14 protein-coding genes are annotated in these 12,973 nt (G+C 47.5%); 6 read left to right on the forward strand and 8 right to left on the reverse strand.

Annotated features, from left to right (window positions below):
* The first annotated feature begins 12 nt into the window (after positions 1 to 12).
* The 5 genes from GW591_RS05160 to GW591_RS05180 all read left to right on the forward strand — a co-directional run bounded on the left by GW591_RS05160 (position 13) and on the right by GW591_RS05180 (position 4,081).
* The gene (locus tag GW591_RS05160; RefSeq protein WP_013575326.1) at positions 13 to 285 is read left to right on the forward strand and encodes a YcgL domain-containing protein; all 273 of its coding nucleotides are present in this window, start codon (positions 13 to 15) and stop codon (positions 283 to 285) included.
* 122 nt (positions 286 to 407) lie between these two features.
* Positions 408 to 1,583: a lytic murein transglycosylase gene (locus GW591_RS05165; protein ID WP_126124842.1), complete on the forward strand. Its 1,176-nt coding sequence runs from the start codon at positions 408 to 410 to the stop codon at positions 1,581 to 1,583.
* Positions 1,584 to 1,609: 26 nt separating this feature from the next.
* A complete protein-coding gene (locus tag GW591_RS05170; RefSeq protein WP_013575328.1) occupies positions 1,610 to 2,266 on the forward strand; it encodes a fumarylacetoacetate hydrolase family protein in 657 nt (218 codons plus the stop codon).
* A 107-nt stretch (positions 2,267 to 2,373) separates the two neighbouring features.
* A complete protein-coding gene (locus GW591_RS05175) occupies positions 2,374 to 2,823 on the forward strand; it encodes a YcgN family cysteine cluster protein (RefSeq protein WP_126124843.1) in 450 nt (149 codons plus the stop codon).
* 161 nt (positions 2,824 to 2,984) lie between these two features.
* A protein-coding gene (locus tag GW591_RS05180) for an IS3 family transposase (protein ID WP_126124844.1) occupies positions 2,985 to 4,081 on the forward strand; the annotation gives its coding sequence in 2 pieces (ribosomal slippage) (positions 2,985 to 3,237 and positions 3,237 to 4,081; 1,098 coding nt in all).
* 273 nt (positions 4,082 to 4,354) lie between these two features.
* Here the strand turns inward: GW591_RS05180 and GW591_RS05185 are convergent.
* The 8 genes from GW591_RS05185 to nhaB all read right to left on the reverse strand — a co-directional run bounded on the left by GW591_RS05185 (position 4,355) and on the right by nhaB (position 11,985).
* Entirely contained in the window at positions 4,355 to 5,608 is a 1,254-nt protein-coding gene (locus tag GW591_RS05185) for a glucosyl transferase (protein WP_126124845.1), read from the reverse strand.
* A 1-nt stretch (position 5,609) separates the two neighbouring features.
* Positions 5,610 to 6,527, reverse strand: a complete 918-nt coding sequence (locus tag GW591_RS05190; RefSeq protein WP_037034667.1) for a glycosyltransferase family 2 protein — start codon at positions 6,525 to 6,527, stop codon at positions 5,610 to 5,612.
* On the reverse strand, positions 6,527 to 6,886 hold the full coding sequence (locus GW591_RS05195; protein ID WP_126124846.1) for a GtrA family protein: 360 nt from the start codon (positions 6,884 to 6,886) through the stop codon (positions 6,527 to 6,529). The genes GW591_RS05190 and GW591_RS05195 overlap by 1 nt, the downstream gene beginning before the upstream one ends.
* 744 nt (positions 6,887 to 7,630) lie before the next feature.
* On the reverse strand, positions 7,631 to 7,972 hold the full coding sequence (gene iraP / locus GW591_RS05200) for an anti-adapter protein IraP (RefSeq protein WP_013575330.1): 342 nt from the start codon (positions 7,970 to 7,972) through the stop codon (positions 7,631 to 7,633).
* Between the two features lie 114 nt (positions 7,973 to 8,086).
* Entirely contained in the window at positions 8,087 to 9,196 is a 1,110-nt protein-coding gene (locus GW591_RS05205; RefSeq protein WP_013575331.1) for an AI-2E family transporter, read from the reverse strand.
* Between the two features lie 236 nt (positions 9,197 to 9,432).
* On the reverse strand, positions 9,433 to 9,630 hold the full coding sequence (locus GW591_RS05210; RefSeq protein ID WP_013575332.1) for a hypothetical protein: 198 nt from the start codon (positions 9,628 to 9,630) through the stop codon (positions 9,433 to 9,435).
* 65 nt (positions 9,631 to 9,695) lie between these two features.
* On the reverse strand, positions 9,696 to 10,226 hold the full coding sequence (dsbB, locus tag GW591_RS05215) for a disulfide bond formation protein DsbB (protein WP_013575333.1): 531 nt from the start codon (positions 10,224 to 10,226) through the stop codon (positions 9,696 to 9,698).
* A 181-nt stretch (positions 10,227 to 10,407) separates the two neighbouring features.
* Complete coding sequence (nhaB, locus tag GW591_RS05220; protein ID WP_013575334.1) at positions 10,408 to 11,985, reverse strand: sodium/proton antiporter NhaB; 1,578 nt, start codon at positions 11,983 to 11,985, stop codon at positions 10,408 to 10,410.
* A 244-nt stretch (positions 11,986 to 12,229) separates the two neighbouring features.
* Between nhaB and fadR the strand changes: the two genes are divergently transcribed.
* Positions 12,230 to 12,952 (forward strand): fatty acid metabolism transcriptional regulator FadR, encoded by a 723-nt coding sequence (fadR, locus tag GW591_RS05225; protein ID WP_013575335.1) that lies wholly within the window; start codon positions 12,230 to 12,232, stop codon positions 12,950 to 12,952.
* Positions 12,953 to 12,973: the final 21 nt, after the last annotated feature.

The raw sequence follows: 12,973 nt of genomic DNA on the forward strand, positions 1-12,973 counted from the left end.
AGAGTTAAAAAAATGCTTTGTGTGATCTATAGAAGTACTAAACGCGACCAGACTTATCTGTATGTCGAAAAAAAAGACGATTTTTCCCGTGTGCCTGAAGAATTACTCAAAGGTTTTGGCGTGCCTCAGTTCTCAATGATGCTAAACCTGGCAAACCGTGAAAAACTTGCCACAGCAGATATTGCTAAAGTGCGTCAGTCGCTGGAAGAGCAGGGTTATTATCTGCAGGTTCCACCGCCGGTAGAAAGTTTATTGAATATTCATCTGAACGACGCCAGTAAATAACGCATTCCTGACATTTGTCTCGGCACTCCTCGAACTTTCAGACGGCATGACTTGCATTCATCTTGGTCGTGCTCAAAGCTTATAGCGATGAATCACTTGCAGAAGTCAAAAGGAAGAAATTGATGAAATTGTCGGCACTGGCCGTGTTAACACCGCTGATCATCCTCAGTGGTTGTGCAGCACAGAAAGCTACCTCAGGGCAACCCTCTACACCATCCACTGCGGCAACACAGCCTGCTGCTGCCGCACCGGCAGCGCCTTCTGGCAAAACGTCTCTGGCTGAACAGGGGCGGGACCCCGCGGAATTCCCGGCTTATGTCGAACAACTCAAAGCACAGGCGCTCTCACAAGGGATCCGCCAGCAGACCATCGACAGCACCTTCGCCAACATTCATTTTGTTGACCGCGTGATCAATTCAGATCGCAATCAGCTCGAAAAGAAAATTACCCTCGACGATTATCTGACACGCGTTCTACCTGAATGGAAGATTAAACAGGGGCAGGAACAGCTTCAGAGTAATTTGCCTGCGCTGACAAAAGCCAGCGAACGTTATGGGGTTCAGCCGCAGTACATTGTGGCGTTATGGGCGATGGAAAGCAGCTTCGGCAAAATTCAGGGTAAAGAGGATGTATTCTCTGCGCTGGCCACACTGGCCTTCGAAGGACGTCGTGAAGCCTTCTTCACCAAAGAATTTATGTCGGCGCTTAAAATTGTCGATTCCGGTAAAGCCACCAGCGACATGATGAAAGGTTCCTGGGCGGGTGCGATGGGGCAGTCGCAGTTTATGCCAAGTTCTTATCTGACTTACGGCGCTGACGGTAACGGCGACGGCAAGATAGACATCTGGGCAAACACCGATGATGTTTTTGCTTCCACGGCCAATTATTTGGCGAAAGAAGGCTGGAAAGGCGATCAGGGCTGGGGCCAGGAAGTGAAATTACCAGCTAACTTTGATGGCGTTCTGTCGGGGCTGAAAAATAACCAGATGCATCCGGCCAGCTACTGGCAGCAGCGCGGCGTGACGCAAGTTGACGGCAACCCGCTAATGTCGACAGCGACCCGTTCATGGATTATCACACCGGATGACACGCAGGGGCGCGCGTTCCTGGTTTACGATAACTTCCGTACGATCATGCACTGGAACCGTTCAACCTATTTCGCGCTGAGTATCGGCATGATGGCGGATGGTATTATGGGCTCGCAGTCACCGGTGGCTTCCGGCGATTTAGCACCGGCGACAACTCCGGCGCCTTCTGCACCGTTAGCGCCAGCACCGCATAATCCGTTCAGCGGCTGAAATTCCTAACTTCAAGGAGTAGCTGTATGTACCAACACAGAGACTGGCACGGCGCATTACTGGATTTTCCGGTCAACAAAGTCGTGTGTGTCGGCAGTAACTACGCCGATCATATTAAAGAGATGGGCGGGCAGAAAGCGGCGGAACCGGTGTTATTTATCAAGCCGGAAACCGCTTTGTGCGATTTCCGCCAACCCATCGTCATCCCGAAGGATCTCGGTGCGGTACATCATGAAGTCGAACTGGCGGTACTTATCGGCACACCACTGAAGCAGGCGACGGAAGATCGCGTCGCCAATGCTATCGCTGGTTACGGGCTGGCACTTGACCTGACGCTGCGGGATTTGCAGTCGACGTTCAAACAAGCCGGACAACCCTGGGAAAAAGCCAAAGGGTTTGACGGTTCCTGCCCGATGAGCGGATTTATTCCGGTAAGTGAATTTGGTGATGCACAACAGGCTGAACTGCGGTTAGAGATCAATGGAGAAGTGCGTCAGAGCGGGAATACCCGCGATATGCTGACGCCGCTTCTGCCGCTGATTGCCTATATGAGCCGCTTCTTCACGCTGCGCGCGGGCGATATCATTCTGACCGGTACACCACACGGCGTCGGCCCGCTAAAAGCGGGTGATGAAATTGTGGCTACACTTAATGGTAAACAGGTAAGTTCCCGCGTGATCTGACGGCGTTTTTCCTCTCCGCCGGAACCCATTTCCGGCGGCTTTACTTGCATCTGCAGGCTAAAGCGTCTATATAAGCACCCTCATTTTCTTTATACCGGATGCACATTATGACTGAACCCGCTTTTTGGCAGCACAAAACGCTGTCTGAAATGACCGACGAAGAATGGGAAGCATTGTGCGACGGCTGCGGACAATGCTGCCTGCATAAGCTGATCGACGAAGACACCGATGAAATCTATTTCACCAACGTCGCCTGTAACCAGCTCAACATCAAGTCTTGCCAGTGTCGTAACTATGAACGTCGTTTCACGCTGGAAGAAGATTGCATTAAACTGACCCGCGAAAACCTGACAACCTTCGACTGGCTGCCGCCAACCTGCGCTTATCGCCTGATCGGCGAAGGACGCCCGCTGCTTCCCTGGCATCCGCTGCTGAACAAAGCATCGAAATCGGCCATGCATACAGCGCAGATCTCCGTACGCTACATCGCCGTGCGCGAAGACGACGTTGAAGACTGGCAGGATCACATCCTGAATAAGCCAAGCTGGGCGAAGTAACTACCTGAAGTGATTGAAGAACTTCATCACTGTGATATAGCGCGGGGTATATACGGGGCATCACCCGTAAACGCTGTACAGTGATCTCCTCCCTGAAAGCAGTGCCAGTCTAAACTGAAGTATCCGGTCTTTCTTTCATTTCACTGAGAGGCATATCAACCATGAAAAAGACCCGTTATACCGAAGAACAGATAGCCTTTGCCCTTAAACAGGCCGAAACCGGCACTCGGGTGGAGGAAGTGTGCAGAAAGATGGGGATTTCTGAGGCTACTTTTTACAATGGGAAGAAGAAGTTTGGCGGTATGGGCGTGACAGAACCGCGTCGTCTGCGACAGCTGGAGGAAGAGAATCACCGCCTGAAACGGCTGGTCGCCGATCTCAGTCTGGACAAGGAAATGCTGCAGGACGTCATCTAAAAAAAGTTCTGAGGCCGGTGCAGAAACGCGAGGCGGCCGAATACCTGCTGGCGGCGTACCGCATCGGGGTTCGCAGGGGATGCCGGCTGATGATGCAGAGCCGAACGGTCTACCACTACCGCAGCTGCCGCGATGACCGGACCTTCACGCAGCGGATACGGGAGATTACAGAAACCCGCATTCGTTATGGTGTGCAGCGGATCCATATCCTGCTGCGGCGCGAGGGCTGGCTGGTTAACCACAAGAAAACCCATCGGATTTACTGTCTGGAAGGGCTGAACCTGCGGTCAAAACACCCGCGGCGGCACGTGACGGCCAGGCACAGGCGTATCCGCCCGGCCGTGACCGCTGTGGATCAGTGCTGGAGCATGGATTTCGTTGCTGATAATCTGTTCAACGTACGCCGGATCCGTGCCCTGACTGTAGTCGATAATTTTAGTCGTGAATGCGTGGCGATCGAGGTAGGCCAGGGACTTCGCGGTGACCATGTGGTCGCGATGGAACGGTTCAGGCAGACACAGCAGCGTGTACCACAGCGGCTACAGACGGACAACGGCAGCAAATTTATCTCGAAAGCGCTGGATCGCTGGGCGTATGAAAACCGGGTAACGATGGACTTCTCACGCCCCGGGAAGCCCACAGATAACGCCCTGGTTAAGTCATTTAACGGCAACCTGCGTGATGAATTTCTGAACGTGCACTGGTTCCTGTCACTGGAAGATGCTCAGGAGAAGATCGAGCACTGGCGGCAGGAATATAACCAGTATCGACCACATTCCTCGTTAAATAACCAGACTCCTGCAGAATTTATCCGAAGCCTGCAAACAGGCCCGGATCTCTGATTTATCCTGGCACCGATATTGGGAAGGGATCATTCTTTATCAACGGAACGTCAGGTATTTCAGTACGAGTTGATTACACATCGGTAGGAAAATAAAAAAAGGGCCATCAGGCCTAATGCTGGTCACTTAAGGAAATGAGGCCCGTGAATTTGGGCCTTCGATGAAGAAAAATAGCGCTATAAGCCTGATTCCTTCATTATCCTTTGAAGCACAAAAATGAATTTGTATTCATAAAAATGCTTAACTGACTGGCATTACCATCATGCCCTTATTTTATTTTTTATGTAGATGCATGCTCCATCCAGGCGGGTTGATGCGAATCTGCATCGACTCTCCTGTCGGCAATGCATTGAATGATTTTATATCCTCACGATAACCCACCTCGGCCATTGGTGGTATTGAGAACCCACGTAATAAAACAGTAAGTGCCATGATGGAAATTATCATAAGTGGCGCCAAAGATTTGGGGGAAATTCGGCTCACTACATAAAGAAGAAGAGAAAAAAATGCAAAGTTGGTGATGAAAAAGTATCTTTCACCTCCCCCAGGGATCAGTAAAGTTGGCCACTGCGGCTGATCAAGGCTCATCATAGGCTTTGCCAGTGCAAACCCGATCATCAACACCGGGAATAAAACCGCCGATTTAAAACGCCACCCACACCTAAAGAAGAAAATAACCACCAGAAAGATTAGTGCGATGAAAAGCAAGATGTTCAGTACATGCATAGACCCCATGTCTGAAATTCGGTCGTTCATAAAGAGCGAACCACCTATCACACGGTAACTTATGACATCGGCCAAGAGACTAAAGCTTGCTCCTAGGGGGGCTGAAGACCTACCGGTGTCAGAGGAGTTCAGGATAGCTGCGACCTGTATAATGCAACACACGACCATGGTGATATCAAAAGCATTGATTCCCTTTATAGCCTTGACAATACCTCCACGCTGAGACACTCGCTTAATCAGCAGACATGGCGCAATGAATACAACAAAAGGCCCACTGAGAGAACTGATAATTAGAAGTGTAAAGTCGTGTATCTTCCAGACTACCTCTTTACCATCATCAGCCAGGACAACAGCCATAAGGTATAGAGATAAGTACCAGTGAACATTTGTAATGTTCACATATCCTTCAGTCAGATTTGGCATCAGCAAAAAATATATAACTGCCGCGATTCTATAAGGCATCCTTATAAAGGACATTCTTCCAGATAAAACAAAAAGCACAAAAAAGCATCTAATGCTTATCGCTATAATGTTGGCAACCAATGCAGCATTTGAAATCCCAGTAAGTATTGCCATTCCATAAGTGATTCTTGATATGGTTTGATAATATCCATTTTGCGGGTAAATTAGCGAGTTCCAAAAACCATTATTATAAATATTCTCCATCCATATTTTTCCATCCTCTGCCCAAGGCTGCGCGTTGAAAATTATGTCTGGTCTACGAGATACGATTACGGAAAAGACAAAAATAAATAATCCCGCCACCGCAATATATTTTTCTAAACGACTAAATCCGTTCATTTTATTCTTTATCCGACTTAGAAAGTATGTATCGTGGGCGTTTTTTTGTTTCAATGTAAATCCTACCTATATATTCACCAAGTACACCAATTCCTATAAGCTGTATACCACCTAGAAAAAGAATAGAAACTAAGATAGATGGATATCCAGCGACTGGATTTCCCCATATAAGTTTATCTATGATCATCCATGCGCCATAGACAAACGATAGAGCTGCGACGAAGAATCCTACGTATGTCCATATTCTAAGTGGTAGCGTGGAGAATGATGTAATCCCCTCAAGTGCAAGATTCCATAATTTCCAGCCGTTGAATTTTGTCGAGCCAGCTACGCGCTCGTCTCTTGTATATTCAACAATCTCAGTTCGGCCACCTACCCATGATAAAACTCCTTTCATGAATAAGTTTCGCTCTGGCAGAGACTTAATATTCTCTACGACAGCACGTGACATTAATCTGAAGTCGCCAACGTTTTCCTCTATTTTAGGATAACTTATCATGTTATGTAGCCTGTAAAACCATTCAGCGCTTTTCCGCTTGAAATGGCTGTCTGATAGTCTATCAGATCGTTTAGCTAGAACAACATCTGCTCCGTCCTGCCACTTTTCAATAAGTCTGGGGATAACGTCGATGGGGTCCTGAAGATCAACATCGATTGGGATTACTGCATCTCCCGTTGATGCTTCAAGGCCAGCGAACAAAGCTGGTTCTTTACCAAAATTTCTTGTAAAGCACAGCGAAGTGACAAGAGGATCAGATATTGTCAATGCAGTAATAATTTTTTTTGTATTATCTACACTTCCATCGTTGACAAAAACAATTTCCACTTCATATTGCGACAACTGCTCGCGGACGGTTCGATAAAAAATATCGATTGTATCCTCTTCGTTGAATACTGGGACTATAAGAGATATTTTCATTATTCCTCCCTAAATATTATAAATGTTGAATACAGAAACCCAACAATTAGACTTATTGCTGAAAATACTATCAGAGTTAATACTGGATTAAGCTCAACCTTATTGCCAAAATAACCGCAGGCCAACGAAATCGATCCCATAAAACCGACATAGAGAAAGTACTTTGTAGCTGTATGGTCAACCTGATAAGTCCACTTGGCGTTAGCAAAAAAACTAAACGTGACAGCGACACAAAACCCAGAGAAGTTACTTACCATTTGGTCATGACCGAATGAAAAGTATACAGCAGCAAATGTTAGCCAGTGGATTGCTGTGTTAAGTCCGCCAATAAATGCATATTTAACAAAAATCTTTAACATGGTTATAGTCAGATTATGAGAGATTGCAGGATCCTAGCATTTGTTGCATAGAACGCAAGGAAGCGTAAAGAATTGTTAGTTGTATTTCGTGCTGGCAAAGATTTTCACCTGCTTGAATAAATAAAAGTAATTTTTATTAACCACCACGCCATCCTTACTAGTACCTTCACAAGCAAGGAAATACATGATTATACTGTATATATAAACAGTTTTTGTAAGGTGATATATGGGCAAGGATTCTAATTTTGACATCGTATACCGTGGTGAGCCGCGCGACCGGATACCATCGGGCAGCTATGTCTTCTTTCAGCGTCGCAAGGAGCATGGAGGGGGTATTGGCTTGGTCAGGTTTACGATGACTGGTTTGGGTTTGTTATCGAGGAGCCGGTATCGCCCAGGCGAGGAATGGAGCATTTGATACTGACGAGGGGCAACCACGAGGGAATCATGGAGTTTGATGACAGTCTGGACAACTTCATGCTGAAGGGGGAGTAAAATGAGCATCAGGGCATATTCGGGGCAAAAAATTACCGCAAACCGATGTTACTACGTGCCAAGCAGCGCTTCAGTTTGCGGTAATACTCTGTTTAAACCGTGATTAAATCTTACTTCACATCACTTTGCTTCCCGACACCTGCATGCCATGAATAAGCCAAGCTGGGCCAGATAACCGATTTTGCCCGCAATCAGAAAACAAAAAGCCCCGGCAATCATTGCCGGGGCTTTTTATTACGAATTTTTACACTAAATCTCAGAGTCGGGTCTGACACCGTTCATGGCGCTGAGTGCTTCGGCATCCAGTTCAGGATCTTCTTTATCAATCAGTCGGGTCAGTTCAATGAGTGCCTGGAATTGCTCGAACAAAATCTTAGCGTCTGATTTAAGCATCTCATCAGCAGAGTCCAGCACTGAGTTGATGGCTTTGTTCACGCTTTCGATAATTTCCTGGGGGCCGCCATTTTTGCCGACAGTTAAAAATATAGCACTCAGCAAAAGGGACTGAGCCTCAACCTGTGCGGTAAGTTGCTTGGAATCCGCTTCCATGTGGGAGATTTTTGCGACCATACTTAAGATGATATTTTTCATTCATTGCCCCTTCAGACAAAGAGTATCTATTGCTTCTTATTTCTACGCCAGGTTATGAAAACTTCATAATCATATTTGGTAAAACTCGGTGGATTGTCGCAGTTGCTGAGAGCCTCAGGCATCTGGATGGTTTTTCCCTTCTTCGATAAAGTCTTCATTAATCTCATCGGTATTGTTCTGATGATCCCGGCCGGAAAGAATGTTCCAGCAGGCGATGAATAACGCGGCAATCAGCGGGCCAATCACGAAGCCATTGATGCCATATACTTCCATACCGCCAAGTGTGGTGACCAGGATAAGATAATCCGGCATTTTGGTGTCTTTGCCGACCAGCAGCGGACGTAACACGTTATCCACGATGCCGATGACCACCACGAAGAAGGCCACAATAAAGATCCCCTGCCACAGCATCCCGGAGGCGAAGAAATAAATCGCCGCAGGCACCCAGATAATGGCTGAACCCACTGCCGGAATGATCGACAGGAACGCCATCAGAGCACCCCAAAGCAGGCTTCCGTCCAGACCGGCGATGTAAAACGCAATACCGCCCAGCGCGCCCTGTACAACCGCCACCACAACGGTGCCTTTTACTGTCGCGCGAGAAACTGCTGCAAACTTCATAAACAGATGATGCTTTACATACCGTGACAACGGCAGGGTGGCGAGTGTCAGATTGACCAGGTAAGCGCCATCCTTGATCAGGAAGAACAGGATATACAGCATGATGCCGAAACCCACGACAAAGCCGAATGTGCTCTTACCTATTACGAAAACGCTGCCAGCCAGATACTGACTACCTTGCAGTGCCACATCAGAAAGTTTTTTCTGAATCTCAGCGGTGCTGTCGAGATCATGGTCTGACAGGAAGTGCCGTGCCCATCGTGGTAAATGATGGATGAAATCCGCCAGGATCACGGGCAGCTGTGTCTGATTTCCCTGCAGTTTGGTATAAACCGCATTGAATTCAAGTGCCAGCGACGAGGTTATAATCGCCAGAGGGGTGAAGACAATCAGACAAATAATCAAAACGGTCAGCAGAGAGACCACACCGTTGCGATCACCGACAACCTGTTTCAGCCGATTTTTTAACGGATTGAAGATGACGGCGAGAATAATGGCCCATAGTACGGAAGAGTAGTAAGGCCTTAATACATCGAAAAAAGCCAAAGTTACGATAAAAAGAATTGCGATGAAAAAGCCTTTTGAAAAACCTTTAATGAACATTTTTGTTCCTCTGATAAATCTTTTAGCCCTCGTAGCATAGAATGCATTGACGAATTTACAAACGTAGGTCTTTTTTTGTGCAGTGTGTTGTGTGCAGAAGGGGGAAGGGGGGAATCTTACCTCTGATCAAAAGCAACGCCGGGATTAATGGAACTCCGCCATTGCACCCGCGTTAATACCTGTCATTCCATTTCCGTTAAACGTCACTGTCGATTTCTATCCCTGATGTTTAAATTTTATTTAAACAGACCGTATAACACGAAACCAGCGACGACCCAGAAGGCGACGCAGGCTCCCACACAAATGATCCAAATGGCCCAGACGGGAAGATTTTTCATTGCACGTTCCAATAATGGTAATAAAAAGCACAGAGGCAGAAAGCCCGTGTTGACCGGGCGCTGCAGATAATACATCACGTCTGTTTTGGAAAACATCTTCTCCTCCACAGACATAAAAAAAGCGCCATCAGAGGCGCTTTTCCGTGTCAGCAAGGACTGAATTAACGACCAAATAAATCGCGACGTTTTGGTTTAACGAACTGAGCCAGCAGCACCAGAACAGCAATCACCATAAACACGCTGAAAATCACGACCAGCCACTGTGGCATGCCCAGTGACAGGAATTCCCACTGTTTTTCTGCACAATCACCGCTGGCGATAAACATCCACGGGAACCATTTGTCCAGTGGCAACCAGCTTGGGAAACGCGCGGCAAAATCACAGGTGGCGAACGGAGAAGGGTGCAACTGAATCATGGTGTGTTCCCATGACAGGCGGATACCTTCGTAAGCACTGTAGAGCCAGATGAGGATCCCGGCATAGCGTAACCATGTGGAAGGTGCGATAGCACCGACGAGGCCAGCCAGCAGAATACCCATCAGAGCACAACGTTCATAAATACACATGACACAGGGCTTAAGTAACATCACGTGTTGGAAATACAATGCAACCAGCTCAAGTGCCAGTGCAGTCAGAGCCATCAGAAGCCATGCACCGCGACCTTGTGAACAGCGGTTAAGATATTGCAACATAGAAAATTTTTCCCTGCAGTTAGCTACTGACACGCAGTGTAAACCAATTGCTTGCTGCTGCCAGCCTGTCCGAATCAATATTCGGTAAATAATTAATATAAATCGGACAATTCGACTTTAAATTCTGTAATTTCCTGAGTGAAGGTGCTTACAGGAGATTACTGACTCAATCTTTCCTTCATCAATGCACCGGCATGATCTCAGTTACCGGGGGCAAACTCAGCCATCCCATGTCGCTGTACCACTGGGTCATATCGGGCAACAGATACTGAACACACAACAGGCCGACGAGTGTCATGACCACAGTGTACGGCAATGCCATCCAGACCATCCTTCCGTAAGAAAGCCGGATCAGCGGTGCAAGGGCAGAAGTCAGCAGGAACAGGAAGGCTGCCTGACCATTGGGTGTCGCCACTGAAGGCAGGTTGGTGCCGGTATTAATGGCCACGGCCAGCATCTCAAATTGTTTCAGATCGATAATGCCATTTTCCAGCGCCGATTTGGCTTCATTGATGTAGACCGTACCGACGAAAACGTTATCTGAAACCGATGAGAGCAAACCGTTGAACAGGTAAAAGAGTGAAAGCTGATTGGACGGTGCAGCCTGAAGCACAAAATGAATGATCGGGCTGAACAGATGCTGTTCGACGATCACGGCAACAATGGCAAAAAATACCGTCAGCAGGGCAGTGAACGGCAGTGAATCCTGGAATGCCTTGCCGATGGCATGTTCATCCGTCACACCACATAACGCGGTTGCAAAGATAATCACCGTCAGGCCGATCAGGCCAACCTCAGCGAGATGGAATGCCAGCGCAACAATCAGCCACACACCAATCACCGCCTGCACAGCCAGTTTTATACGCTCCTGCTTCGTGTTGTTCTCGCTGTTCTTTTGATCAAACTTTTTAAGCACTTCATACACCGGATGTGGCAGTTGCGCACCATAACCAAACCAGCGGAAGCGTTCTACCAGCGCACATACAATAAATCCGCAGAAAAAGACCGGCACGCTGACCGGCGACATGCGGATCAGAAAATCGATGAATTGCCAGCCTGCGCTTTTCGCGATGATCAGGTTTTGCGGTTCGCCGACCATCGTCATCACGCCACCCAGCGCGGTACCGACACCGGCGTGCATCATCAGGCTGCGTAAAAATGCGCGGAATTGTTCAAGCACAGCCTGATGCTGCTGATTGCCGGTAAAAGAGCTGTCGTCATTGACCTCAGTATTTTCATTCTGATTTGAAGCAACGTTGTGATAAATGGAATAAAAGCCCACTGAAACGCTGATCACCACGGCAATAACGGTCAGTGCGTCCAGGAATGCGGAAAGAAAGGCGGCAGCAAAACAAAACGCCAGTGAAAGGGCAATTTTATTGCGCAGATTCAACAACAATTTGGTGAACACGGTTAACAGCAACTGCTTCATGAAATAGATGCCAGCGACCATGAAAATCAGCAGCAAGATGACTTCCAGATTAGCAGACACTTCTTCGCGGATCCGTCCTGCGCTGGTCATGCCGATCATGACGGCTTCGATGGCGAGCAATCCACCCGGCTGAAGCGGGTAGCATTTAAGCGCCATACCTAATGTGAAAATGAACTCAATCACCAGCAACCAGCCCGCGATAAAGGGACTGATGAGGAAGAAAATCAGCGGGTTAACAATCAGAAAAACCAGAATTGCTATTTTGTACCAGTTTGGTGACTGGCCAAGAAAATTCTTTATGAATGCGCGGCTGTAGGTTGTTTCCATATTGCCCAAAGGTCCTTTATATATATTTTATTAATGTTTCAAAAAGATAGGTAAGTTTAATCGTCTGACTGGATTTTTCAATAATAAAGGGCGATGCAATAAATCCATGAAAAATGTGAAATTCTGTCAGCCCACCCACAGTTTCAACATTACTTCCGTCGGGACGCTATAACAGGGCATTTTCATCTGGTATGATGAGATGAACTATATCCCTAATAAAAGCCCCACACGGAACGACAAACACATGGTTATTAAGGCACAAAGTCCTGCCGGTTTTGCCGAAGAGTATATCATCGAAAGTATCTGGAATAGCCGCTTCCCTCCGGGTTCAATTTTGCCTGCTGAAAGAGAGCTTTCAGAACTCATTGGTGTAACCCGAACCACATTGCGTGAAGTGTTACAGCGGCTTGCCCGCGATGGATGGTTAACCATTCAGCACGGTAAACCGACGAAAGTGAATAATTTCTGGGAAACATCCGGCCTGAATATTCTTGAAACGCTGGCGCGTCTGGATCATGACAGCGTACCGCAGCTGATTGATAATTTGCTGTCTGTGCGTACCAACATCGCGACGATCTTTATCCGCAAGGCGATGCGTACCAACCCGGAAGAAACCCAACAGGTTCTCGCGAAAGCGACTCAGGTTGAAGATCATGCCGAAGCCTTTACGGCGCTCGATTACGGCATTTTCCGTGGTCTGGCATTCGCCTCTGGCAACCCGATTTATGGTTTGATCATCAACGGACTGCGTGGTCTTTATACGCGCGTCGGACGCTATTACTTCTCCAATCCTGAAGCGCGCAAACTGGCGATCACTTTCTATAAAAAGTTGTCTGATATCTGCCACGAGAAAAGCTATGAGCAGATTGTGGATTGTGTGCGTAATTATGGCCGTCAGAGCGGTGAAATCTGGCACAGCATGCAGGGTGCTATGCCGGGTGACCTGGCCGAACAAAAACATCGTTAATTCCCTATATCCTTCAAACAG

It is taken from the genome of Rahnella aceris (genome assembly GCF_011684115.1).
Taxonomy (GTDB): domain Bacteria; phylum Pseudomonadota; class Gammaproteobacteria; order Enterobacterales; family Enterobacteriaceae; genus Rahnella; species Rahnella aceris.